The 25552-nt window shown below is 59.1% G+C and carries 24 protein-coding genes; 16 read left to right on the top strand and 8 right to left on the bottom strand.

The window, feature by feature from the left end; all coding sequences use genetic code 11:
- Positions 1 to 8 precede the first annotated feature (8 nt).
- From AC4ANE_RS04700 to AC4ANE_RS04625, 16 genes are all read left to right on the top strand, one after another.
- Positions 9 to 893: a type II secretion system F family protein gene (locus tag AC4ANE_RS04700; RefSeq protein WP_031597298.1), complete on the top strand. Its 885-nt coding sequence runs from the start codon at positions 9 to 11 to the stop codon at positions 891 to 893.
- Complete coding sequence (locus AC4ANE_RS04695; RefSeq protein ID WP_002555365.1) at positions 894 to 1778, top strand: type II secretion system F family protein; 885 nt, start codon at positions 894 to 896, stop codon at positions 1776 to 1778.
- A gap of 36 nt (positions 1779 to 1814) precedes the next feature.
- On the top strand, positions 1815 to 2516 hold the full coding sequence (locus AC4ANE_RS04690) for a tetratricopeptide repeat protein (RefSeq protein WP_002555366.1): 702 nt from the start codon (positions 1815 to 1817) through the stop codon (positions 2514 to 2516).
- The gene (locus tag AC4ANE_RS04685) at positions 2513 to 2785 is read left to right on the top strand and encodes a DUF3613 domain-containing protein (protein WP_002555367.1); all 273 of its coding nucleotides are present in this window, start codon (positions 2513 to 2515) and stop codon (positions 2783 to 2785) included. Before AC4ANE_RS04690 ends, AC4ANE_RS04685 begins: the two co-directional genes overlap by 4 nt.
- Before the next feature lie 111 nt (positions 2786 to 2896).
- Positions 2897 to 4687 carry a protein-disulfide reductase DsbD gene (locus tag AC4ANE_RS04680; protein WP_255884794.1) on the top strand — a complete coding sequence of 597 codons (1791 nt, stop codon included), beginning with the start codon at positions 2897 to 2899 and terminating at the stop codon, positions 4685 to 4687.
- A gap of 129 nt (positions 4688 to 4816) precedes the next feature.
- Complete coding sequence (gene aroQ / locus AC4ANE_RS04675; protein WP_002555369.1) at positions 4817 to 5269, top strand: type II 3-dehydroquinate dehydratase; 453 nt, start codon at positions 4817 to 4819, stop codon at positions 5267 to 5269.
- Positions 5270 to 5345: 76 nt separating this feature from the next.
- Positions 5346 to 5801: an acetyl-CoA carboxylase biotin carboxyl carrier protein gene (gene accB, locus AC4ANE_RS04670; protein ID WP_002555370.1), complete on the top strand. Its 456-nt coding sequence runs from the start codon at positions 5346 to 5348 to the stop codon at positions 5799 to 5801.
- A gap of 17 nt (positions 5802 to 5818) precedes the next feature.
- Entirely contained in the window at positions 5819 to 7162 is a 1344-nt protein-coding gene (gene accC / locus AC4ANE_RS04665; RefSeq protein ID WP_002555371.1) for an acetyl-CoA carboxylase biotin carboxylase subunit, read from the top strand.
- A gap of 138 nt (positions 7163 to 7300) precedes the next feature.
- Positions 7301 to 8179, top strand: coding sequence for a 50S ribosomal protein L11 methyltransferase (gene prmA / locus AC4ANE_RS04660; RefSeq protein WP_002555372.1), 879 nt, complete (start codon positions 7301 to 7303; stop codon positions 8177 to 8179).
- 24 nt (positions 8180 to 8203) lie between these two features.
- Complete coding sequence (locus AC4ANE_RS04655) at positions 8204 to 9514, top strand: DUF3426 domain-containing protein (protein ID WP_002555373.1); 1311 nt, start codon at positions 8204 to 8206, stop codon at positions 9512 to 9514.
- A gap of 317 nt (positions 9515 to 9831) precedes the next feature.
- Positions 9832 to 10845, top strand: a complete 1014-nt coding sequence (gene dusB / locus AC4ANE_RS04650) for a tRNA dihydrouridine synthase DusB (RefSeq protein ID WP_002555374.1) — start codon at positions 9832 to 9834, stop codon at positions 10843 to 10845.
- Positions 10842 to 11162, top strand: a complete 321-nt coding sequence (gene fis, locus AC4ANE_RS04645; protein ID WP_002555375.1) for a DNA-binding transcriptional regulator Fis — start codon at positions 10842 to 10844, stop codon at positions 11160 to 11162. Before dusB ends, fis begins: the two co-directional genes overlap by 4 nt.
- Positions 11163 to 11242: 80 nt before the next feature.
- Positions 11243 to 12847, top strand: coding sequence for a bifunctional phosphoribosylaminoimidazolecarboxamide formyltransferase/IMP cyclohydrolase (gene purH, locus AC4ANE_RS04640; RefSeq protein WP_460408728.1), 1605 nt, complete (start codon positions 11243 to 11245; stop codon positions 12845 to 12847).
- A 117-nt stretch (positions 12848 to 12964) separates the two neighbouring features.
- Entirely contained in the window at positions 12965 to 14260 is a 1296-nt protein-coding gene (purD, locus tag AC4ANE_RS04635) for a phosphoribosylamine--glycine ligase (protein WP_002555377.1), read from the top strand.
- Positions 14261 to 14349: 89 nt separating this feature from the next.
- Positions 14350 to 17139, top strand: coding sequence for a hybrid sensor histidine kinase/response regulator RetS (gene retS, locus AC4ANE_RS04630; protein WP_002555378.1), 2790 nt, complete (start codon positions 14350 to 14352; stop codon positions 17137 to 17139).
- Positions 17140 to 17211: 72 nt separating this feature from the next.
- A complete protein-coding gene (locus tag AC4ANE_RS04625) occupies positions 17212 to 17808 on the top strand; it encodes a MarC family protein (protein ID WP_004655739.1) in 597 nt (198 codons plus the stop codon).
- A gap of 6 nt (positions 17809 to 17814) precedes the next feature.
- On the opposite strand, the gene AC4ANE_RS04620 is transcribed toward AC4ANE_RS04625, so the two are convergent.
- The 8 genes from AC4ANE_RS04620 to cobG form a co-directional block, all read right to left on the bottom strand.
- Positions 17815 to 18450 (bottom strand): hypothetical protein, encoded by a 636-nt coding sequence (locus AC4ANE_RS04620; protein WP_031597296.1) that lies wholly within the window; start codon positions 18448 to 18450, stop codon positions 17815 to 17817.
- A 35-nt stretch (positions 18451 to 18485) separates the two neighbouring features.
- Positions 18486 to 19121, bottom strand: a complete 636-nt coding sequence (locus AC4ANE_RS04615; protein ID WP_460408726.1) for a hypothetical protein — start codon at positions 19119 to 19121, stop codon at positions 18486 to 18488.
- Positions 19114 to 19812 (bottom strand): hypothetical protein, encoded by a 699-nt coding sequence (locus tag AC4ANE_RS04610; protein WP_460408724.1) that lies wholly within the window; start codon positions 19810 to 19812, stop codon positions 19114 to 19116. The genes AC4ANE_RS04615 and AC4ANE_RS04610 overlap by 8 nt, the downstream gene beginning before the upstream one ends.
- A gap of 60 nt (positions 19813 to 19872) precedes the next feature.
- On the bottom strand, positions 19873 to 20697 hold the full coding sequence (locus AC4ANE_RS04605; protein ID WP_044423910.1) for a hypothetical protein: 825 nt from the start codon (positions 20695 to 20697) through the stop codon (positions 19873 to 19875).
- 349 nt (positions 20698 to 21046) lie between these two features.
- Positions 21047 to 22747: a precorrin-3B C(17)-methyltransferase gene (gene cobJ / locus AC4ANE_RS04600; RefSeq protein WP_002555381.1), complete on the bottom strand. Its 1701-nt coding sequence runs from the start codon at positions 22745 to 22747 to the stop codon at positions 21047 to 21049.
- Entirely contained in the window at positions 22747 to 23481 is a 735-nt protein-coding gene (locus AC4ANE_RS04595) for a precorrin-2 C(20)-methyltransferase (RefSeq protein ID WP_002555382.1), read from the bottom strand. The genes cobJ and AC4ANE_RS04595 overlap by 1 nt, the downstream gene beginning before the upstream one ends.
- Positions 23478 to 24104: a precorrin-8X methylmutase gene (locus tag AC4ANE_RS04590; RefSeq protein ID WP_002555383.1), complete on the bottom strand. Its 627-nt coding sequence runs from the start codon at positions 24102 to 24104 to the stop codon at positions 23478 to 23480. The genes AC4ANE_RS04595 and AC4ANE_RS04590 overlap by 4 nt, the downstream gene beginning before the upstream one ends.
- Entirely contained in the window at positions 24101 to 25441 is a 1341-nt protein-coding gene (gene cobG / locus AC4ANE_RS04585) for a precorrin-3B synthase (protein ID WP_002555384.1), read from the bottom strand. The genes AC4ANE_RS04590 and cobG overlap by 4 nt, the downstream gene beginning before the upstream one ends.
- Positions 25442 to 25552 lie beyond the last annotated feature (111 nt).

Here is a 25552-nt window from a genome sequence, read left to right as displayed (position 1 = left end):
GCGGCGCAATGAATGCATCACTGGTACTCGGCCTGATCTCCTTGCTGCTGCTGACTGCGTCCATTCGCATGTTCTACCTCGCGCTCAATCAGGGCGCCAGTGAACGGGTCAGGCAGCGTCTGACCGCCGGACAGGTTCAGCCTGTGGTTGAAAAGGCTGGATGGACCTACCTGGATCGGGCCTTTTTGCGTGCAGGGTTGGGTCGACCGACCGAGCGCATGGGCCTGGCTTTGTCGCTCTATGCCTTGTTGATTCTGATCGGCTACGGACTGGGCGGCGGCATCGGCGCGGTCAGCGCGCTGCTGGCGGTGCCGCTGACCCTGCGCCTGTTTGTGTCGTGGCGCTATGAGGTGCGTGTGCGCCGCATGATCCAGCAATTGCCGCAACTGCTCGACCATACCGTACGCAGCCTCAAATCAGGCAGAACCCTCGCCGACGCGGTGCTGCACGGCATCGAAGCAACGGATCAGCCACTCAAGGACGGCATGAGCCGTATCGAGCGGAACGTGCAACTGGGCGTCAGCCTGCCGGATGCCGCGAGGGATTTCGCCGAGCTGTATGAACGCGACGAGTTTCATCTGTTTGCCCTTGGCTTGCGGGTCAATCATCGATATGGCGGCAATGCCAGCGAGCTGATGGAAAACCTGATCAAGCTGATTCGTGACCGGGAACAGGCCGGTCGCCAATTGCGCGCAATGACCGGTGAAACCCGCATGACAGCGCTAGTGCTGGCGCTGCTGCCAGTCGGCATGGCCGGCTACTTTCTGACCGTGAACCCCAGCTATATGTTGCATATGTGGAACGATGACAGCGGGAAGATCATGTTGAGCATGGCCTTCGTCCTGCAGGCAACAGGGTGTGTGGTGCTGTGGCGCATGTTGAGGAGCATTTAGATGGAACTGTTACTCGCTGCCGTGATGCTCGCCGCTGCCGCATTTCTGCTGCTGTCCGGCATGGCTCGGCAACGCCGTAACGAACGCTTGGTGGCAAGACGATTGAGGGGCCAGGTGATTCGCGAAAGCCGCATCGGCAGCCTGTTGCGGTTGCTCGGCGATACCCGCATTGGCCAGCGCAGCATCAGCCTGGACTCGGAAACCCAGATGTTGCTCAATCGAATCGGCTGGCGGCGCGCCAGCAAACGCTCATTGTTTGCCGCATGCCAGGTCGGCGTTCCGGTCGGCCTGATGGTCGTGGTCATTGTGGCCCAACTGCTGCTTTTCAAAGGCGTCGAGCAGCCGCTCATAGCGCCGGTATTTGCCTTGGGAATCGGTTATCTGCTGCCCAAACGAATTCTCGCGGCCGTCGCTCAGCGCCGCCAGAAACAGGTGGTGGTGGAAATTTCTACGTTTATCCCGTTGCTGCGCATCCTGTTCGAGTCCGGCATGGCCGTCGAGCAGGCGCTACGCGTGCTGAGTCTTGAAGGTAAAGACTTGCTGCCGGTGCTCTCCGAGGAAATTCGTGTGGTGCTGGTGCGGGTCGACTCCGGCCTGGAACTGGGCGAAGAACTGCGAAAAACCGCGGCCTTGCTGGCCGTCGACGAATTGAGTGACACATGTGTGATCCTCAATCAGTTGATTCATCAGGGCGGCGGCGCATTGAAGTCTCTGCTCACGCTCAAGCAACTGATTGACGACCGACGCCTGACCCGCCTGCAGGAATATATTTCCAAACTGTCGGCAAAGATGTCGGTGGTCATGATGGTGTTTCTGTTTCCAGCCCTGCTGATCGTGTTGGCGGGCCCTGGATTTATCGCCATAAGTCGCGCACTGGGCAGTTGAATCCAGTGTTACCCGTGCACGAAAGGACGCATTGCAATGAAACCAGTGATCGCACTACTCGGGCTGCTGTTGCTGAACGGATGTACCAGTGATGGCAGCGCGCTCTGGACACAAGCCACGGCTCAGTCCGGCCAATGCCCCAAACTGACATCGGATCAGGAGTTCTCCCTGAATCTGGCTCAGAGCATGGCAGATGAGGGACGCTTGCATGCCAGCCTCGCCAATCTGGAAAGCCTGCCGGACAGCCTGGGCGAGGTTCGCCTGCGCAAGGCACGGGTATTGCGGCTGTTGGGCAGCAACGAAGCCGAGCCGCTGTATCGCAGCCTGCTGGGCACCTGTCGGGCAGCCGAGGGTGAGCATGGGCTGGGACAACTGGCTGCGGCGCGTGGCGACAATGCGCTGGCTCAGCAACATCTGCTCATGGCCAGCAAACTGCAACCGACTGACGAAAAAATCCGCAACGACCTGGGGGTTGTCTATCTCAATCAGTTGAAACTGGAACAGGCGCGCTTCCAGTTCCTCACCGCCATGGAGCTCAAACAGTCCGATCCGCTGGCGGCAATCAATCTGGCCACCTTGCTGATCTACCAGAACAAATGGAAGCAAGCAGCCGAACTGGCCTCTCGAGCCGGACTGACGCCCGAGCAGATCACCGAGGCTCAGGCGCGTGCCGAAAAAATCGGAAAAACCCGCGCCACGCCACTCGCGTCCGCCAGTACAACAGGAGCACAACCATGAAAGGCGCACTCGTCGGCAGCATTTTCACCCTTTTTATCGTCAGCAGCGCCTGGGCTGCGAGCGACGAGCAATCACCTTACGCGCAGAAACAGACTGAAACCTGGCTGCAACTGCAAGCCAGCGGCAAGGCTGCATCGCCGACGCTACAAATCAATACCGCCGCCGAGCGTGACCTGAGCCTGCAACGCTGGCTGGAAACCTATAAGTACAAAATCCCCGAGTACTACGAACAGGAGGCTAGCGGCAAGTTTTCAGCGGGTAGCAAGTAGCCTCGCGGGGTGGTTCTGTCACCTGAATGACACTGCACCTTACAAACCTCCTGTCAGCAGGCCGCGAAACACTCCGCTATCATGCGCGGACTTTCGAGATTCGAGACTGCCATGCGCCGTTTGTTATACCTGATGTTATTGATCCTGGCCCTGCCCGCCTTCGGTGCCGGTCTACTGGACAGCCGCCCATCGTCAACCCTGGGCGGCGGCTCGCTGGATAACAGCAAGGACTTCCTACCCGTGCGGCAGGCTTTTCAGTTGAGCCTGATCGAAACCACGCCAGAATCGATCAAGCTAAGGCTGGTCGCCACCGATGGCTATTATCTGTATCGCCATCGTTTCCAGTTTCGCACCGAGCCTGCTGATATAGGCCTGGGTGAAGCACAACTGCCCAAGGGCGAACAGAAACACGACGAATACTTTGGCGATGTCGAGGTCTATCACGGCATTCTCGACATCGACCTGCCACGCAAACCCGGTGAACAACGCCCCTTCAGGCTCGCTGTCACCTATCAGGGCTGCGCCGACAAGGGCCTGTGCTACCCGCCTGAAACCGAGCGTTTGAACATTGGCGATGTGGCCACCAGCCCTGCCGTCTCGGCATCCGCCACTACAGCAGCCACCTCAGCCGCCTGGAGCTGGAAAGAACTGGCGCTGTTTTTCCTCGCAGGCGTAGGTCTGACCTTTACCCCCTGTGTACTGCCGATGCTGCCGATTCTGTCCGGCGTGGTGCTGCGCGGCAAGGTTGGCGGCCTGCGCGGCCTGAGCCTGTCACTGGCTTACGTACTGCCGATGGCGGCCTGTTTTGCCTTGCTTGGCGCGCTGATGGGTATGTTTGGCGCGAGCCTGAACCTGCAGGCACGCCTGCAATCGGCCTGGGTTCTGGTGCCGTTTTCAGCGTTTTTCGTGATCTTTGCCATCGCCATGTTTGGCGCTTTCGAACTGCGTCTGCCGCAGTCGATCAGTTCTCGTCTGGACCGTATCGCCGGCAAGACCGAAGGCGGATCACTATGGGGCGCAGCCGTGCTGGGCGTGGTTTCCAGCCTGCTGGTCTCCCCCTGTGTTTCCGCCCCTCTGGCCGGTGCGCTGCTGTATATCAGCGCCAGCGGCGACGCCGTTGGTGGCGGGCTGAAACTATTTGCGCTGGGCCTGGGCATGGGCGCGCCATTGCTGTTGATAGCCACCGGTGGTGCTGCATGGCTGCCGAAAAGCGGGCCTTGGCTGGTCACGGTGAAAAATGCAATCGGTGTACTGCTGCTGGCGCTGGCCATCGGTTTGCTGAGCCGCGTTTTGCCGGGCCAGATCACCTTGTTGCTGGTCGGCCTGCTGTCTGCGGGTGTTGCGCTGTTTCTCGGCGCACTGGAGTTCACTGAAAAGACCACTCGGCAAAAGCTCGCTCAACTGCTCGGTCTGGCGCTGTTGGTTTATGCGCTGGCCAGCTGGTATGGCGCGCTGTCCGGACAAACCGACCCGCTGCGTCCGCTGGGGCGCGAATACGCCACGGCAAACAACCCAACAGTCACATCAAGCTCGAACCAGTGGCAAAACATCACCACCTCAGCCGAACTGGACCGCGTGATGCAGGAAGCGCGAAACGCAGGCAAACCGCTGTTGCTCGACTGGTACGCTGACTGGTGCATCAGTTGCAAGGTCATCGAGCACGAAGTTCTGCCCGATCCTGGGGTCGTTGCCGGATTATCGGGTTACAGCCTGGTTCGCTTCGACATGACAGACAGCAATGCAGAGCAACGCGCCCTGCTCGACCGCTACAAGCTGTTCGGTCCTCCCGCGCTGCTGTTTTTCGCTAAAAACGGCGAAGAGCTGCAAAATGTGCGAGTCGTCGGCGAAATCGACGCCGCAGGCCTGATTGAACGCTTGAACAGGGCAAATGACCAAAACTAAACGGTGAGTCACAAACTTTGCGCGAATATCGCTCATCGTGCTGGCTACTGTTGTTAACTGGACAGTCCACTGCCCTTCCGGCATAGTCGCCGGGCGTAAACCGCTCGCAGACAATAAAAGGAACACGCAATGGCGACTATCCTGGTCCTTCACGGGCCCAACCTGAACCTGCTGGGCACTCGGGAACCCGGGGTCTACGGCACCATCACCCTGCCCCAGATCAATCAGGACCTGGAGCAACGCGCGCGCGATGCCGGTCACCACCTGATGTATCTGCAAAGCAATGCCGAGTATGAACTGATCGACCGTATTCACGCCGCGCGCGGTGAGGGTGTGGACTTTATTTTGATCAATCCGGCTGCTTTTACGCACACAAGCGTTGCAATACGTGACGCGCTGATGGGAGTGAGCATCCCATTCATCGAAGTGCATTTATCAAACGTGCACAAACGCGAACCTTTCCGCCATCACTCCTACTTTTCAGATGTCGCTGTAGGAGTGATCTGCGGCCTGGGAGCCAGCGGATACCGCCTGGCCCTGGAAGCCGCCCTGGAACAACTGGCCGCCAGTGCCAAGCCATGACGAGTCCAGCCTGACGCTGACCACATCGCTTGAAACGGCCGACAAATTGCCCTTACAGAACCTTGGGAGTTGATTAATGGATATTCGCAAAGTCAAGAAGCTGATCGAATTGCTGGAAGAGTCCGGCATCGACGAGCTGGAAATTCGTGAAGGCGAAGAATCCGTACGGATCAGCCGTCACAGCAAGACTCCAGCGCAGCCTTACTACGCGCCAGCCCCGGTTGCTGCGCCTGTCGCCGCACCGGCTCCAGCAGCCGCTCCGGCCGCAGCAGAAGCACCATCGGCTCCGAAACTGAACGGCTTTGTGGTCAAGTCGCCAATGGTCGGTACGTTCTACCGCACCCCGGCACCTACTTCGCCTGCATTCGTCGAAGTGGGTCAGACCGTCAAGAAAGGCGACACCATCTGCATCGTTGAAGCGATGAAAATGATGAACCACATCCAGGCAGAAGCCAGCGGCGTGATCGAATCCATCCTGGTAGAAAACGGTCAGCCGGTTGAGTTTGACCAGCCGCTGTTCACAATCGTTTGACCCGGGGAGAGCCTGCGATGTTGGAAAAAGTTCTAATCGCCAACCGCGGCGAAATTGCCTTGCGCATCTTGCGTGCCTGTAAAGAACTGGGCATCAAGACCGTCGCTGTACACTCCACGGCAGATCGCGAGTTGATGCACCTGGGCCTGGCAGACGAAACCGTCTGCATTGGTCCGGCACCGGCCAATCTGTCCTACCTGAACATTCCGGCGATCATCTCGGCTGCCGAAGTGACCGGTGCCACGGCGATCCACCCTGGCTACGGCTTCCTCGCTGAAAACGCCGATTTCGCCGAACAGGTCGAAAAATCGGGTTTTGCCTTCATCGGCCCGAAAGCAGACACCATCCGCCTGATGGGCGACAAGGTTTCTGCCAAGGACGCCATGAAGCTGGCCAACGTGCCAACCGTTCCGGGCTCCGACGGCCCGCTGCCGGAAGACGAAGCAACCGCTCTGCGCATTGGTCGTGAAGTGGGTTACCCGGTGATCATCAAGGCCGCCGGTGGCGGTGGTGGTCGCGGCATGCGTGTGGTTCATCGCGAAGAAGACCTGATCGAAGCCGCCTCCCAGACCCGCGCCGAAGCTGCGGCCTGGTTCAGCAACCCGATGGTCTACCTGGAAAAATACCTGACTAACCCGCGTCACGTGGAAGTCCAGGTCATTTCCGACGGCCAGGGCCAGGCGATTCATCTGGGCGACCGCGACTGCTCGCTGCAGCGCCGTCACCAGAAGGTTCTGGAAGAAGCACCGGCACCGTTCATCGACGAACAGGCGCGTGCGGATGTTCTGGCTGCCTGCGTCAAGGCGTGTATCGATATCGGCTATCGCGGCGCGGGTACTTTCGAGTTCCTGTACGAGAACGGTCGTTTCTACTTCATCGAGATGAACACCCGTGTTCAGGTGGAGCACCCGGTATCCGAAATGGTCACCGGTATCGACATCGTCAAGGAGATGCTCAGCATCGCCGCCGGCAACAAACTGTCGTACACCCAGGATGACGTGGTCATCAAAGGGCATGCGCTGGAATGCCGGATCAACGCCGAAGACCCGAAAACCTTCGTTCCAAGCCCAGGTCTGGTCAAGCACTTCCACGCACCGGGCGGCAACGGTGTGCGGGTCGATTCGCACCTGTACAGCGGCTACAAGGTTCCGTCCAACTACGACTCGCTGATCGGCAAAGTGATCACCTGGGGCGCGACCCGCGAAGAAGCCATGGCACGCATGCGCAATGCCCTGGACGAAATCGTGGTCGACGGAATCAAGACCAATATCCCGCTGCACCGTGATCTGACCCGTGATGAAGGCTTCTGCGAAGGCGGAGTCAACATCCACTACCTGGAGCACAAACTGGCCAATCAATAAGCCAGTGTGTTTCAGAACGACAAAGCCGCAGCGATGCGGCTTTGTTGTTTGCAGCGCATAGCAGTAAACTTGCCCGCTTCCTGCGGCCGTGCCGGCCGTGCAAGCCGCACTTAATTTCCGAATCGAAGGTAATCCGCCATGCCTTGGCTGCAAGTCCGTCTCGCCATCAGCCCAGAACAAGCCGAAACCTACGAAGACGCCCTTCTTGAAGTCGGCGCCGTGTCCGTGACATTCATGGACGCCGAAGACCAGCCGATTTTCGAGCCTGAACTCAACACCACGCCGCTATGGACACACACCCATTTGCTGGCGCTGTTCGAAGCCGACACCAATGCCGAAATGGCCTTGGCACACCTGAGCCTGCTGACCGGCGAAGAACTGCCCGAGCACAGCGCCGAAGTCATCGAAGATCAGGACTGGGAGCGCAGCTGGATGGATAACTTCCAGCCAATGTGTTTCGGCAAGCGCCTGTGGATCGTGCCAAGCTGGCATGCTGCACCGCAACCGGATGCCGTGAACCTGCTGCTTGATCCTGGCCTGGCATTCGGCACCGGCACCCATCCGACCACCGCACTGTGCCTTGAATGGCTGGACGGCCAGGACCTCAAAGGCTGCAACGTGCTGGATTTCGGTTGCGGCTCGGGCATTCTGGCCATCGCCGCTCTGCTGCTGGGTGCCGAACAGGCCGTGGGCACTGACATCGACGTGCAGGCACTGGAAGCCTCTCGTGACAATGCCGTACGCAATAACATCGCTGCCGAGCGCTTCCCGCTGTACCTGCCCGAGGACTTGCCACATCAGCAAGCCGATGTGCTGGTCGCCAACATTCTGGCTGGCCCGCTGGTTTCCCTGGCACCGCAACTGGCATCGCTGGTCAGGACCGGCGGTCGCCTGGCGCTGTCAGGCATCCTGGCCGAACAGGGTGAGGAAGTCGCTGCGGCCTATGCTGACAGCTTTGATCTGGACCCGATCGCAAACCGAGATGGCTGGGTACGCATCACGGGACGCCGCCGTTAACCGCCGCTTCAACCGGACAGCCGCATGACCGACAGTTTTGTCACCCAGTGCCCGCACTGCCAGACCAGTTTCAGAGTCAGCCACGCTCAACTGAGCGTGGCCCGCGGCGTGGTGCGATGTGGCGCCTGCCTGCAGGTTTTCAACGCAGCCCGGCAGTTGCTGGAGCAGCGCGCCATAGTCGACTCCGAAAAGGAGGCCCTGAGCGCCGCACCGGTGGTCATAGCGCCGCCCCAACCAGAGCCTGCGTCGACGCCTGAACCCGAATTGAAGCCTGAACCGGAAAAGGCCCATGAAGACGATGACCCCTGGCAGGTCAGCGAGCTGGATCTGGACAATCTGAACCTGGACGAAGAACTGGCTCGCCTCGAACAGCGCGAGACCCGACGACCCGACACCTTCGCCCGCCCGGCCAGCGACAACGGCACTGACGATGAGAACCTGACGGCGAAGCGTGACAATCGCCAGACCGACGAGGCTGCCTGGGTCGGCACGCTGCACAACGACGATGTCGAACGTCTGCCCGAGCTGCACGCCGAGGTCATCCCCGCCCCGGATCCGCCCGAAGACCCGGAGGCTTTGCCCGACGACAAAAGGACCGAGCCCTCGCTGTCACTGGACAAGCACCTGGACGATGACGAACCCGTCGTGCTTGTTACCACACCGCGCAAGGCCCTGCCTGCCGAAAAAGTGCAACGCTGGTCAGCCGTGGATGACGACGAAGATCATGACGACGACGAACCAGAACCTGAACCACGTGGCAGACGCAGCCGTAACGAACCTGCAGTGCGCGAGCAGGCACTGCTTGACCTGACTGACGACCCTTTGCAACTGGACTGGCAGCCGCCCAAACCGCGCTGGGGCCGACGCTTTGCGTGGGGCCTGTTGATCGTACTGGCTTTGGCGGGTCTGGTAGGTCAATACGTCTGGTACCATTTCGATCAACTGGCGCGCCAGGATCAGTATCGCCCGTGGTTCCAGCAGATTTGCCCGCAAATTGGCTGCAAGGTGCCGACCAAGGTGGACATATCCCAGCTCAAGAGCAGCAACCTGGTGGTACGCAGCCATCCTGAGTTTCAGGGGGCTCTGGTGGTAGACGCGATCATCTACAACCGTGCCTCGTTTTCCCAGCCGTTCCCGCTGCTGGAGCTGCGTTTTTCCGATACCGGCGGTCAGTTGATTGCCAGTCGTCGGTTCAAGCCCGGTGAATACCTGAGCGGCGAAATGGCCGGCAAGGAAGAGATGCCACCGCAAACGCCGATCCATATCGCGCTGGATATCCTTGATCCAGGCGCCAAGGCCGTGAATTACAGCCTGAACTTCCGTTCGCCGGAATGACAGGCCTACTGCCATAACGTCGGCTTTACTTGATCCAATACAGGCTCGTTAGGCCAGGGAACGCTGCATGATCGCAGAATTTACAGCGCCAGATGCCGTGTAATCGTTCTCTGCAAGCGCTACAACCAGCTGTTCAGATTTTATCCAATTCAGCCTTTATCCAGTCATCGAGAGCGGGTATCATGCCAACCCTTTTTCAAACTCTCGGTTCGATCTGACGGTGGCGCAAGCGGCTGGCGGGACGGGCCGTTGCAGACCGGGTGAAACGGTTTTTTACACGGCCTGCGGATGATTTGGCCTCCACAACAGGTAAGGCTATGTCGGCAGTACGCATCGGCCCATATACAGTGCAAAACGGCTTGGTCCTAGCCCCGATGGCGGGCGTCACCGACCAGCCTTTCCGTCAGCTGTGCCGACAACTCGGTGCCGGCCTGGTGGTTTCGGAGATGGTCACCAGTGACATGAGCCTGTGGAACAGCCGCAAATCGCGTCTGCGCATGATCCACGAAGGTGATCCCGAGCCGCGCTCGGTACAGATCGCCGGCGGTGATCCGCAGATGCTGGCAGACGCAGCACGTGCCAATGTCGAACTGGGTGCCCAGATCATCGACATCAACATGGGTTGCCCGGCCAAGAAGGTCTGTAACAAGGCAGCAGGTTCGGCGCTGTTGAAAGACGAGCAACTGGTGAACGACATCCTGCAAGCCGTCGTGGCTGCGGTCGATGTGCCGGTTACGCTGAAGATCCGCACCGGATGGGATCGCGACAACCGGAACGGCCTGACAGTGGCGAAAATCGCCGAGCAGGCCGGTATTCAGGCACTGGCGGTACACGGGCGAACCCGTGCCGACCTTTACACCGGCGAAGCCGAGTACGACACCATTGCCATGATCAAACAGGCAGTGTCGATACCGGTGTTTGCCAACGGCGACATCGATTCACCCGAAAAAGCCCGGCGCGTGCTACAGGCCACCGGCGCAGACGGGTTACTGATTGGCAGGGCCGCCCAAGGGCGTCCCTGGATTTTTCGCGAGATAGAACACTTCCTGCGTACCGGAGAAAAACTCCCGGCTCCGCAGTCGAGTGAAGTGGAACGTATTCTGCTTGAGCATCTGGCAGCGCTCCACGTTTTCTATGGAGATGTGATGGGCGTGCGTATTGCACGCAAACACGTCAGTTGGTATCTCGCAACCCTGCCGGGCGCCAGAGAGTTTCGCGCCCACTTCAATCGTTTGGAAGATACGGAAGCACAGTGCGCCAACGTCCGGGAGTTCTTCAGCCAAGGCTGCAAGGGCCCGGATAACGAGAATGATAAAGAGGTGGCCGCATGACGATGATGACCGAGACTTTAGTGAGTGGAACAACACCCGTGAGCGACAACGTCAATTTGAAACAGCACCTCAACACGCCGAGCGAAGAGGGTCAGACCCTGCGCGGAAGTGTCGAGAAGGCGCTGCACAATTATTTCGCCCACCTCGAAGGCGCATCCGTCACTGACGTCTACAACCTGGTGTTGTCGGAAGTCGAGGCTCCGCTTCTGGAAAGCGTGATGAACTACGTCAAGGGCAACCAGACGAAGGCTTCCGAGCTGCTGGGACTGAACCGCGGCACGCTGCGCAAGAAACTCAAACAGTACGATCTGCTTTAAAGCATTCAAAACAGAAAAGGCGACCTTGCACCGCGGTCGCTTTTTTTTGCTGACTTCTTTTGCTTTTGATGGAAATCGAGATGACCGACCAGACTACCCGCCTGCCTATCCGTCGCGCCCTGATCAGCGTATCCGACAAGACAGGAATCCTTGAGTTTGCCCGCGAGCTTGAAGCGCTGGGCGTCGAGATTCTTTCCACTGGCGGTACATTCAAACTGCTCAAGGACAACGGTGTCGCGGCAGTCGAAGTGGCTGACTATACCGGCTTCGCTGAAATGATGGATGGCCGGGTCAAGACTCTGCACCCCATGATCCACGGCGGCATTCTGGGTCGTCGCGGCATCGACGACGCCATCATGACCGAGCACGGCATCAAGCCGATCGATCTGGTTGCAGTCAACCTGTATCCGTTTGAAGCCACTGTATCCAAGCCGGGCTGCGACCTGCCGACCGCCATCGAAAACATCGATATCGGCGGCCCGACCATGGTCCGTTCCGCTGCGAAGAACCATAAAGATGTTGCAATCGTGGTCAACGCCAGTGACTACGGTCAGGTATTGGAAAGCCTCAAGGCTGGCGGCCTGACCTACGCACAGCGCTTCGACCTGATGCTCAAGGCGTTCGAGCACACCGCCGCCTACGACGGTATGATCGCCAACTACGTGGGCGGCGTCGACCAGACTGCCGAAACCCTGAGCACCGAAGGCCGCAGTCAGTTCCCGCGCACCTTCAACACCCAGTTCGTCAAGGCCCAGGAAATGCGCTACGGCGAGAACCCGCACCAGAGCGCGGCGTTTTACGTTGAAGCCAAACCTGCCGAGGTCGGCATTGCCACGGCCACCCAGTTGCAAGGCAAGGAACTGTCGTTCAACAACGTCGCCGATACCGACGCCGCGCTGGAATGCGTCAAGAGCTTCGTCAAACCGGCCTGCGTGATCGTCAAACACGCCAACCCATGCGGTGTCGCGGTCTGCCCGGATGATGAAGGCGGCATTCGTCAGGCGTACGAGCTGGCCTATGCCACCGACTCCGAATCGGCATTTGGCGGCATCATCGCCTTCAACCGCGAGCTGGACGCAGCAACGGCCAAGGCCATCGTCGAGCGCCAGTTCGTCGAAGTGATCATCGCGCCAAGCGTCAGCGCCGAAGCGCGTGCCATCGTGGCCAGCAAAGCCAATGTGCGCCTGCTGACCAGCGGCCAGTGGAGCGAGCGTCTGCCTGCCTGGGACTACAAACGCGTCAATGGCGGCTTGCTGGTACAGAGCCGCGATATCGGCATGATCACTCAGGCAGACCTCAAGGTCGTTACCCAGCGTGCCCCTACCGAACACGAAATGCACGACCTGATCTTTGCCTGGAAAGTCGCCAAGTACGTCAAGTCCAACGCCATCGTCTACGCCCGCAACCGCCAGACCGTCGGCGTCGGCGCAGGCCAGATGAGCCGCGTGAACTCGGCACGCATCGCCGCCATCAAGGCCGAACATGCTGGGCTGCAGGTACAGGGCGCAGTCATGGCCTCCGATGCGTTCTTCCCGTTCCGTGACGGTATCGACAACGCGGCCAAGGTCGGCATCACTGCCGTCATCCAGCCCGGCGGCTCGATGCGTGACAACGAAGTGATTGCAACAGCAGATGAAGCAGGCATCGCGATGGTCTTCACCGGCATGCGCCATTTCAGGCACTAATCAGAAAAACGGCCGCACTGGCGCAGGCGTCTGCTGCGCCAGTGCGGTCTCGTACGGAGGTTGGGTCGCCTCAGGCACACCGCGTACTCCAGAATCAGCGTCATCGAGGTTTTTGAAATGAATGTTTTGATCATTGGCAGCGGCGGTCGTGAACACGCCCTGGCATGGAAAGTCGCTCAGGACCCACGTGTGCAGAAGGTGTTTGTCGCACCCGGCAACGCGGGCACGGCCATCGAAGCCAAATGCGAGAACGTGGCTATCGACGTTCTGGCACTGGAGCAACTGGCGGATTTCGCTGAAAAGAACGTTTCACTGACCATCGTCGGTCCTGAAGTGCCGCTGGTTGCAGGCGTTGTCGACCTGTTCCGCAGCCGTGGTCTGGACTGCTTCGGTCCGACCGCCGGCGCTGCGCAGCTTGAGGGTTCCAAGGCATTTACCAAGGACTTCCTGGCGCGCCACAAGATCCCTACTGCCGACTATCAGAACTTCACCGAGATCGAGCCTGCCCTGGCCTATCTGCGTGAAAAAGGCGCTCCGATAGTCATCAAGGCCGACGGCCTTGCAGCAGGCAAGGGCGTGATCGTCGCCATGACCCTGGCAGAAGCCGAAGATGCCGTGCGTGACATGCTCGCTGGCAACGCCTTTGGCGAAGCCGGCTCCCGCGTCGTTATCGAAGAGTTTCTCGATGGCGAAGAAGCCAGCTTCATTGTCATGGTCGACGGCAAGAATGTGCTGCCCATGGCCACCAGCCAGGATCACAAGCGCGTCGGCGACGGCGACACCGGCCCGAACACCGGTGGCATGGGGGCCTACTCCCCTGCCCCGGTGGTCACCGCCGAAGTTCATCAACGTGTCATGGATCTGGTTATCTGGCCGACCGTCAGGGGGATGGCTGATGAAGGCAATGTTTACACCGGATTCCTCTATGCTGGTCTGATGATCGACAAAGCTGGCAACCCGAAGGTCATCGAATTCAATTGCCGCTTCGGCGACCCGGAAACCCAGCCGGTCATGCTGCGCCTGCAATCAAGTCTGGTACTGCTGGTTGAAGCAGCGCTGGCGCAGGCGCTGGACAAGATCGAAGCACAGTGGGACCCCCGTCCAAGCCTGGGGATCGTCCTGGCCACTGGTGGCTACCCCGGCGATTACGCCAAAGGCGCAGTTATCGAAGGCCTGGAGGCTGCTGCACAGTTGGAAGGCAAGATATTCCACGCAGGCACTGCCTTGCAGGATGATCGTGTCGTGACCAGCGGCGGTCGTGTACTGTGTGCTACGGCACTGGGTGACAGTGTTGGCAATGCGCAGCAAAATGCCTATGCGTTGGCTGCCAAGGTTGATTGCCAAGGATGTTTCTATCGCAAGGACATTGGCTACCGTGCCATTGCCCGAGAGCGTGGCGAAGAGCTGGAATAATCGATCAGGCCTGCCTCTTCAATCAGAGGCAGGCCGATTGAACCGGCATTCGCGGTTTACCAGGCATTCACTCACGAAGGGATTTCATTGTGCGCTGGCTCAGGATTGCCATAGCCTCAATCGCTGGACTGCTGACCCTGCTGTTCATGCTTTCGGCACAGGCCGAGCATGGCGCAGGTTGGTCGACGCTGCTCGACGAAAAGGCTCACCTGACGCTGGATGAAATTCGTTCGGCGCGCTATCAGAATCAATTCAGTCCTACCGAGCTGGAACGAGTCACTGCAGCGGAACGTGACAGTGCGGTATGGCTGCATTACCGCATGCTGCCTACCCAGCACGAGCAGCTTCTGCGCATCTTCGCTCCGGACCTCGCCAGCGCGGACATGTATGTCATGGATGGCGATCAACAGATTGATCACCTGCGCACCGGCAACGAGGTGCCCAAGGAAGATCAGCGTCTGCCTTCGAACGATTTCCTGCTGCCGATCCCGCAGAGTTCGAACACGCTGGATATCTACCTGAAGCTGGTCTCCACCCAGAAAATGCGCCCCAGCATTACCCTGGAGCCGGCCATCAAAAGCGCCGCCGACGAGACCGAGCCGTTCCTGTTCGGGCTGCTTTTCGGTGCGCTGTCGATGCTCATTGTGCAGAACCTGACGCGCTACGGGCATACACGTTCGCGTAGCAATCTATGGCTCGCCGCCTGTGAAGCACTGCTCGGGCTCAGTGCCCTGTTGCTGCTTAACCTGCTGCGACCGATTGACCCGTGGAATATCGCACAGACTCCCAGTGCGCACATTGCGCTGTTGCTGGCGGCTGTCGCAGGCCTGATCTACACCTACTGCTTCTTCGTCCATCGCAACGCCCGCAAACTGGATCGTCTATTGCTGGGCAACGCCGTGCTCATGGGCATCGGTACTGTGCTGGTACTGCTGGACGACAGACTGCCGATCAATATTCTGACTTTCGGCCTGGTCTCGTTGACGACGTTGAGCATTCTGGCGGTGTCGATGTGGCACTGGCAGAAAGGCTATCGTTCGGCGCGTCTGTTTGTCCTCGGGATGATCATTTTCAACATTGGTTACATGGTGGTTCTTCCGGGCCTGCTGTGGCTGAGTCTGGTGCCGCCACAGTGGCTGATACTCGCGCTGCTCAGCGTGTTCTGCATCAGCGGTCTGTCGATGAGCCTGGCCCTTAGCGAACGCCATCGCAGCATCACCGAAGACCGTTTCAGCCTCAGCCGTGATCAGGCTGCGAGTACCGCCGAAATCAACGCCAAAGCCGAATTTCTGGCCAAGATCAGTCACGAGATTCGCACCCCCATGAATGGCGTGCTGGGCATGACCGAACTGCTGCTCGGTACGCCGCTGTCAGTCAAGCAGCGCGACTATGTGCAGACCATTCACAGTGCCGGTAACGAACTGCTGACGCTGATCAACGAGATTCTGGACATCACCAAGCTCGAGTCAGGGCAGATAGAACTGGACGATGTGCAGTTCGACATCGGCGCGCTGGTCGAGGACTGCCTGAACATCTTCCGCGCCAAGGCCGAGCAGCAGCAGGTCGAGCTGATCAGCCAGATCCAGCCCCAGGTGCCACGGGTTATCAATGGTGACCCGACTCGCCTGCGCCAGACGCTGTTGAGCCTTCTGGAAAATGCCCTGAAGAAGACTGACGAAGGTGAAATTCTTCTGGCCGTCGCCCTTGAGTCTTCGAAAAACGGAAAGACGCGTTTGCGTATTTCGGTGCAGGACAGCGGTGAATCGCTTTCCGACGAAGAACGTGAAGAGTTGCTGCACGCCGAACTGCACAGCCGGAACTTCCTGGCCAGCAGCAGGCTCGGTGGTCACCTGGGGCTGGTCATCGCCCGCCAGTTGATCATCCTGATGGACGGTGAATTCGGTATTCAGAACAGCGGCACCCAGGGCAACACGTTATGGCTGAACCTGCCGCTGGACGCAAAGCTGCTGGAGCAGCCGACCATCGATCTGGACAGCCCGCTGAAAGATGCCAGAGTGCTGGTGGTTGACGACAACGATACCTGCCGCAAGGTGCTGGTCCAGCAATGCAGCGCCTGGGGTCTGAATGTCAGTGCAGTGGCGTCCGGCAAGGAGGCACTGGCCTTGCTGCGGACCAAGGCGCATCTGCGCGACTATTTCGATGTGGTCCTGCTCGACCAGAACATGCCCGGCATGACCGGCATGCAACTGGCCGCCAAGATCAAGGAAGACCCAAGTCTGAATCATGACATTCTGTTGATCATGCTTACCGGTATCAGCAATGCCCCAAGCAAGATCATTGCTCGCAACTCCGGTATCAAGCGCATTCTGGCCAAACCGGTGGCGGGCTACACGCTCAAGACGACGCTGGCAGATGAACTGACCCAGTTGAACAAGGGAGTTGCTGCACAAAAGCCTGGCCCGGTCATCAATACGCCGGTCAGCGTACCGGGCGACTTCCGGATTCTGGTAGCCGAAGACAACAGCATTTCGACCAAAGTGATCCGCGGCATGCTCGGCAAGCTCAACCTGAATCCCGATACGGCGAGCAACGGCGAAGAAGCGCTGCGTGCCATGAAGGCGCAGCGTTATGACCTGGTACTGATGGACTGTGAAATGCCGATACTCGACGGTTTCTCGGCAACCGAGCAATTGCGTGCCTGGGAAGTCGGCAATCAGCGGGTGCGCACACCGGTCGTTGCACTGACTGCGCACATTCTCACTGAGCACAAGGATCGTGCACGCCAGGCAGGTATGGATGGTCACATGGCCAAACCTATCGAGCTGTCGCAACTGCGCGAACTGGTCGAACACTGGGTAGCACACCGCGACAAGGCTCGCGGACTGCCTTCGGACGGTGAGCAGTATCGAAGAAACTGACAGCAACGGGAAAGGCACACAGTGGCCTGATAGACTGGCGCTGCCATCCACCTGCTGCTGTGAGTCGAAGCCATGCTTCACGTGTTGTTCAGCGTCTATCTGAAAATGCTGGTGCTTTACAGCCCGTTTTTCGTTCTTTCCTGCTTCATCAGCCTGACCCGCGGTCACTCGCGCAAGGAACAGCGGCGTCTGGCCTGGAAGGTAGCGCTGGCGACACTGATTTCCAGCATCTTGCTGTATCTGTTCGGTAGAGTGATTTTCGATGTATTCGGAATCACGGTCGATGCCTTCAGGATTGGGGCTGGCAGCGTGCTGTTCATATCCGCGCTGGGTATGGCCCAAGGCAAATCGGCCGTCCAGACCGATAATATCCAGCAGGATGTGACCATTGTTCCGCTGACCATTCCCCTTACCGTCGGCCCCGGCACCATTGGTGCGCTACTGGTCATGGGCGTCAGTCAGCCTCATTGGGATGACAAACTCACTGCCATCCTGAGTATTGCACTGGCCAGCCTCACGGTTGGCGTGGTGCTTTACCTCTCCAACCGTATCGAACGTATCCTGGGCGATCAGGGTTTGCAGATTGTCAGCCGCCTGATGGGGTTGTTCGTCTGTGCGTTGGCGGCACAAATCATCTTTACCGGTATAAGGGGCTATCTGCTGCCCTGATACAACTCAGATACGTGCAGCCCGCACCAGCCCTTGCGCCCTGCCGTCCAGATACCGCGTTACATCATTACGATGTGCGGCGTAAATCTTGCGGTCAAAGGTGTAACTGCCGCCCTTGACGTGAAACAGCAGCCGTCGGCTACCTGCCGCGTGCTCGTCCACGCTCAGATGCAGACTGCACAGCAACAGAAGTACCCGATCAGGTTCATACTTCTCGCAGGGCACTACCTGGAAGCTGCCCAGACGGCCTTGTTCAAAGCCGTTTTTAAAGTAAGACTCTGCCGCCTGATTCACTCCCAATGCTGCGACAGCGCGCTGCACCATGCCGCCAAGGCGCTTGCGGTCCGCTGGACTGCTGACCTTGAAGGTCGCCTGTAACAAATCATCGACATTGCTTACGACCAGTGAGTCGCCCAGAACCACGCCTTTTTGCTGTATGCCACGTGTCTTGAGCCGGCTGCAGTAGTAATGCATCCAACTGCTCCACTGCGTCTTGAAATCAAACTGCTTACCTGCGAACAACTGCGCATCCAGAAGTACATCCTGAATGTCCGTGCGCTCCTCACTTGTAAGCCCCGGAAGAAACGTCACCATACTGGGGATATCGCCCAGATACGCCGCATTGCCTGTGCCTGCTTTCATTTGAGTAACTCCCTTCCATGGGAACTTGACCGTCGTTATAAATTGATGATTTCAGCGGCAGCACGATCAGCCAGCATGTCCTGAACAGTCTGGCGAAAAGGTTCGAAGCTCTTGCGACTGAACCGAAACGCAGTACCAACAGCATGTACTTGCATTTCTCCGCCAAGAATCTGCCAGAAATAAAGCGCTGCCCTCGACGCAACGGTGGTCATCTGCAGGCTGCACAACAGGATCATCACCTCGTCTTCGCTGTGCATTGCACAAGGCATGAGTTGAAAGCTTTCAGAACGTCCAGACGTAAACCAGCTGCTGAAAAATGTCTTCGCATGGTTACTGCTCAGCAGCCTGTCGAGTGAGCTGCGATAGAGCCGGCGAAGCTCGACGGAGTTATTGACCATTGGAAGCTGCAATTTGCCAATGTCCCTGAAACTGTGAATTCTCAAGCGCACGTCGTTAATCACCGCACTGCGCCGTCCACCCGTTGCAAGAATGGCTTGCTGGTAAGCGTCCAGCCATGAACGCCAGGCCATGCGCGGGGAATGCTGGTCATCGGCGACAAGTTTCGCGTGATGCAGACAGTCCTGTACGTCCTGACGCAAACCGGGCTCGACGTTACGGGCGAACGACAGGAGATTGGCCCCTGCCAGCAGGGTCTCATCCAGATCAGACATAAGGCGTTTCCCCAAGCGACATGATCATGCCGGGACGCCTGCTCGACAACGCCTTGTCGATGTCATCGCGAAACTGCGAATAGACCTGTTCAATCAATTGCATTTTATAAACGGTCACAGCGATGTTGCCGTAGACACTTTGCGGTTCGAGTACTTCGAAAAGAAAACCGGATGGCAACGGCTGACGTGTGGCGAACTGAAGCTGCGCCAGCGTCAGGTTGTGCTGATCGTCGAAGAACCCCAGTTGCAGGACTACGCCGACCTGCAATTTTCCCGCATGATTCAAACCGCTCTGTACCGTCTGGCTACGCAGCAACTGAAGCGCCGTGTTATGAGCCGATTGCTTGCACACTTTACGCATCAATGTTTCTGCGTCCTGCAGGGTCTGCGCTGACACTGACGGTGCAAGGGCACGCTCGAGGCAACTCCATACGGTTCGGACAGCATCTACCGGCAAAGGCTCGCTGACGTGTTCGCTGGCATTCAGCACCCAGCCGAAACGCAGAGCCGCAGCAAGGCGGCTTTCATTACATTTTCCGAACTCGGCGAACCTGGGGTGCTGCTTCGATGCTGCCAACTGCACATACAGCATCGAGTCCAGCACATCGTTTTTCGGCGCGACCTGCTGCGACGTGGGGAAAAACAGCAAACAGCCGGCATTGACGACTGCGGCATCCAATTCCTGCTTCATGGGAGAAATTCCTTTTTATCCCGAAAGCGGAGGCAACCCGTGCCTCCGCAAATAACCCGATCAGATTTCAAACTCTTCGATCGCGCTCTTGGCGTTGTCGCTCAGCTTTTGCTGGATCAGGTCGCGATGGCGCGAATACAGGCTCGTGTTGAGCACCAGGTTGTCCTCGCCTTTCCAGGTTTCAACGTTTGTGTCCTGCCACTCCCAGAACAGGACATTGGTGACATCACTGTCGGTCTGGAAGCTGACCGCGCCCATGGACAGAGTCACGGTCTTGTCATCGGACTCGATGCACGAGGCAATACGGAAACTGCCTCCGCGGTGGGTTTTTGTCTGGCCTTCAAACAGGCGCAGAGGCTCTTTTTTAGCTTTCAGTGCAGCGATGGCACCCGCAGCGACCTTGAGCATCAGCAGCGATGCAGGCCCAGGCAAAGCGGCAGCCGCAACAGCCGAGCCAAGGATCTCAAGGCCGACTTCGTCCATGGTGAAACGCTGCTGGGTAGCACGATAGCGGGCATAGTTCCAATGGGTGGAAAGCCAGCCAACCTTCGAGAGTACTTCGTTGAATTTGTCGTACCACTGATCACCCTGGGTTTCAGGGCTGAACGCCTTGTTGGCCACAAGGGTGGCAAACAGAAAGGAGTCCATGACGTCTTGCTTGCTCTGCCGCGAAACGCCCTCGGCAAATGCCAGCAGACTGCTTGCAACCACAGCACCCTTGGCAGCTTCATCGCCTGGGTCAAAGTCAGTCTCGTCACTGGCCAGAAGCAATTCAGGCTTTATGGCTGCTGCGTGGGCGATGGACGAAGCAGGGCATTCAGCCAGCTCACAAGCGGCAATGTAATCAAGGTTGTCGGTCATGCTCATCGTATTGTCCTGTTTCATTTCATTTAGTCCTTTAATTCGTGAGTCCTTGTGGACAGATACGAGACTAATCAAATAAATCAGGCCGTTTTTCCGGCACTTTCGAGCGGTCTATTGATGGCTTTTTCAACTGCCGCGGCAACACTCGATGGCGCGCGCAAAACTCAAGCTGTGCTCAGCCCTCGGTAAACAGCGGGCGAAAGAAAAATCCGTGGCAGGACAGAGAAAAAAGCCACAAGCCTGGCAACTTGAAGAACATCCGTTCGCGCAAGCAGCCAGGCCGAAAACTCGGCCTGACTGCCTGTTGATACGCAGAGGTTTCAGCACTTTCCCACAGTAAATTCGATACAGGTACGACAAGCCTATGGGCTCAGGCTGTAGGTTTCGCGCCATACCAGCGGGGCGTGTAGACCCAATTGCCGCCTTCGTTGCGAGGAAAGGTGCAGGTCAGGGAAGAGCCGATCAGCACCATGGTTCGCATGTCCACCTGCTCCGGCGTCAGCTCACCCAGCGTAATGACGCGCAGTGTCTGGCCAGGACGACCGATGTCGCGCCCAAGCGTGACGGGCGTTTCAGGAGTGCGGTGCTGGCGAACTATCTCCAGCGCACGCCCCAGTTGCCAGGGTCGTGAACGGGAAATCGGGTTGTAGAAGGCCAGCGCAAGGTCTGCCTGACAGGCAAGGTCCAGACGCTTTTCGATGATCTCCCAAGGCTTGAGGTTATCGGACAGCGACAACACACAGAAATCATGCCCCAACGGCGCACCAGCCTGAGCGGCGGTTGCCAGAGAAGCCGAGACACCCGGGAGAATCTCCAGCTCGACCGAGTGCCAGTGCGGGTTGCCGGACTCGTGCAGCGCTTCAAGCACTGCCGAGGCCATGGCGAACACGCCCGGATCACCGGACGACACCACAACCACCGAACGACCTTGCGCGGCCAGTTCGAAGGCATGCCGGGCACGCAGCATTTCTTCGCGATTGTCGGTGCAATGCAGTACCTGATCGGCACGAAACGGCCCGGCCATGCGCACGTAGGTTTCGTAACCCAGCACATCATTGGCGCGTGCCAGTTCAGCCTTGACGGCAGGCACCATAAGGTCCTCTGCGCCGGGGCCCAGGCCGATGACTGCAAGCCGGCCACGCCCACGGCCGATGTTCTGCACATCCAGCGGTTGAGTCGCGACGGCAATCGCCATGTCGTCGACGCTGAGTGGCGGCAACCGTTGCGGCACGCAGCGGGAGGCCATTTCGCTGGCCGCCCCAGCCTTGTCGAAGCGCACCGGGACGCCCAGCTCGCTGGCTGCCTGATGCAACTGCGCATTGGCCATCTGCTCTTCGCTGGCCAGCAGGCAAGCCAGGGATTGCTCGGCAATGCTTGCGTCGTGCAACGCCGAGCGGACCCGCATAGCCAGTTCAGCGGTTATTTCGCTGACGGCGACCAGTACACTGCGCGGGTAGATCAGTAATTCATGGGGAGCGGGCTCACGTAGGGCGCAGCCGACATGAATCGTCAGCTCAGCCTGCGGGTCTTCGGGCAGTTGCGCTCGCTCCAGCCAGGGAGCCTCGCCTTCAATGCGCACCGGTTCGCCGGAGAGCAAGTCGGAAACAAAACGCTTGCCCAGCTCCAGGTCGCCCAGTGCATAGCCGCTGGGCGGGTTGAGCAGGCAGGTGCCGAAGCGCAATTCGCCGCTGGTGGTGATTGCCGGTGCAACGCCAAGCCCGTTGGCAATGCTGCGCGCCATGACATTGACCCCGCCCAGGCCACCAAGCAGTGGCACCACTGCACTACCGTCCTCAGCTACGGCGAGTACCGGCGGCTCGACGCCCTTCTCCAACAGCAGCGGGGCCAGGGTGCGAATCACTATGCCAGCGGCACACAGGGCGATAATAGGGGTGTTTTGCTGATACAACTGACGCAGCGTGCTACCGAATTCGCTGTAGGTAATGTCAGCGTTCTGCACACGCTCGGCCAGGCCATGAATCTGCGCATCGGGAAACAGCTGCTGAATGCGCCGCGCGGTAGCCAGGCTGCCATTGCCGAGAATGACGATGGCTGGAATGTTGAGAGTCATCAGCCTTGCCACCTGTCACCCGGAACGATAATCAGCGAAAAATACGGCGAAGACATCGGGTCTACCTGATCCAGCGGGACGATTTTCTGGTTGGCCATGGTTGCGCGCTCGACATACAGCGCACGCCCGGCCATGCCCAGTTCGGTCAGCACTTCACGGACCTTGTGGAAGTTGCGTCCCAGTTTCATGATCACTGCTGCATCGGCATCAGCCAGCTTGCGTTTCAGGTCCTCGTGGGACAGCACGCCGGACAGCACCGACAGGCTCTGGTTGCGATACACCAGCGGCGCGCCCAGTACCGAAGCGCCACCGAGCATCGAACACACACCCGGAATCACTTGCGCCTCGTAGCGCTCGGCCAGGCGGTCGTGCAGGTACATGTAGGAACCGTAGAAGAACGGGTCGCCTTCGCAGATCACCGCGACATCGCGCCCGGCGTTCAGGTGCGCCGCAATGTGCAGGCTGGACTCGTCGTAGAAGTCGCTGATGACTTTTTCGTAGGACAGCGGCGCTGGCAAGGCTTCGGTGGTGACCGGGTAGACCAGTGGCATCAACGTTTGAACGTCCTGCAAGTGCGCTTCGATAATGCCGAATGCGTTGCCCTTTTTACCCTTGGCCACGAAGTACGCCACCACAGGCGACTCCCGCAGCAGGCGCAGCGCCTTGACGGTAATCAGCTCCGGGTCGCCGGGGCCGACGCCCAGGCCAATCAATCGACCGCGTGCCTGCATCATTCGATCTCCGTGGCCAGTGCATTGACAGCGGCCACGGCCATGGCGCTGCCGCCACGACGACCCTGCATGATCACAAATGGCACGCCACGGCTGTCTGCGGCAAGCATGGCCTTGGACTCGGCAGCGCCGACAAAGCCAACCGGAAAGCCGAGAATCAGCGCTGGTTTCGGCGCGCCTGCATCGAGCATTTCGAGCAGATAGAACAGCGCAGTCGGCGCATTGCCGATGACCACTACGCTGCCTTCCAGGTACGGACGCCACAGCTCCAGCGCCACCGCAGAGCGCGTATTGCCCAGTTCGAGCGCCATTTCCCGCACGCCTTCATCGTGCAATGTGCAGATGATCTGGTTGTTGGCGGGCAGCCGGGTACGGGTGATGCCTTCTGAGACCATGCGTGCGTCGCAGAGGATCGGTGCACCGGCGGCCAGGGCATTGCGCCCGGCCGTACCGGCACCCGGCGAGAAGCGCAGGTCTTCAATGACTTCGACCATCCCGCAGGCATGGATCACGCGCACGGCGAGTTTTTCCAGGTCGGCGGGGATCGTGTCCAGGCGCGCTTCGGCGCGAATGATCGAGAAGGAGTTGCGATATATCTCCTGACCATCGCGGATGTAATCAATCATGCAATGTTGCTCCGTGAGTCGGCGTTCAACTGCGCACCGACTGCTTCAATAGTAAGGTCACGCGCGCGCAGCACACCGAAACCGGCATGCGCTGCGTCGCGAAAATAAAGGTCGTAACGGCCGGGCGAAACGGCCAGCAAGGTTACCGGCGCTACGTGAGCAGCAGCGCAGGAACGCGTGCAACCGCTTAAATGAACGGCCTGACTGGCAACAAGGCCGGTAGCCAGTTGCAGCGCATCAGCCTTGGTATCGGCCAGCCCTTTTGCACAGCCGGCAGAACCGGTACACGCCACCATCTGCGCCAGTGGCTGTTCGGCCGAACAGATCAGACCCGCGGCCTGCAACGCCGTCATCACTGTTGCAGCGCGCTCGACCGGCACATTGGGCAACAGCAGGCTCTGCCAGGGCGTCAGGCGCAAAGTACCGTCGCCCTGCTCTTCTGCCAGTTGCGCGACGATGGCGAGCGTGGCGGCATCAAGACGCCCCAGCGGAACCACCGCCCCCACCGCAACCCGCGCAGGCTCGGCCTGTGGATAAATACCGATATGCCGATTGCCCTGAATGGCCGGGCGCTGCCAGCCGGTGACGGCTTGATCCACCCGCAACGCGCAGTCCAGCCGGGTAGAAAGCTCGCGCAACACATCGTCGGTCGACACCTCGGCCAGCAGATGCCGCATCCGGGTGTGCTCCGGGCGGGCCAGATCGAGGAACAATTCCAGCAACCCGACAACCAGCGTTTCTCCAGCCGCCAGCGGCACAGCGGCCAGCGGTCGATCATTGGCCGGGCAACCGGCCAGCCCGAACGCCAGCAGCACTTCGCCGTCGAGGTTCAGCGCCGACAGCCACACATCATGCGCGTGTTCGAGCATCACCAGCGCTTCACCAGCATCCAGCGACAACGCAAATTTGGGTGACAGCTCATGGAAGCGCGGGTGATTTTCCAGCGCATCGAGAACCTGCGCCGCCAACGGTCGGGCATCGAACAGCATGCGCGAATCCAGCCCCGCGGTCGGGCTGAGCATCAGGTTGCGCACATCGTCACTGGCAGGGTTGGCCGGGCCGAGTCCTGCCGCCATCAATGCCTTGATCAACCCATCGTGATCAGCGCCGATGCCGCGAATTTGCAGGTTGGCGCGGTTGGTGGCTTCGATAACGCCCTGTGCATAAGTCTGCGCAGCCTCTGCAACCGCTATTGCCTGCACACTGCTGATGACCCCGCCCGCCAGCTTGATCCGGCAGATCCCGCCGTCCAGTGCCGGGACGATACGCAGCAACCCCGGACAGGCCGAGGGGCGTAGCGTTGCAGAGGATGTGCGAGCGGACTGCGGCTCGTTCAATGGATCACCCGGTATGAACTGGACGTGGATTAGAGCACTTGTACCCCGTCGGGCGCGGTATTATGCCTGCTTTGTCCGCAGGCATGAAAAGGCGCTCTGTCGGAAGTTCGG

It is taken from the genome of Pseudomonas sp. Pme6b, assembly GCF_058129925.1.
This window is presented reverse-complemented; position numbering and strand designations above follow the sequence as displayed.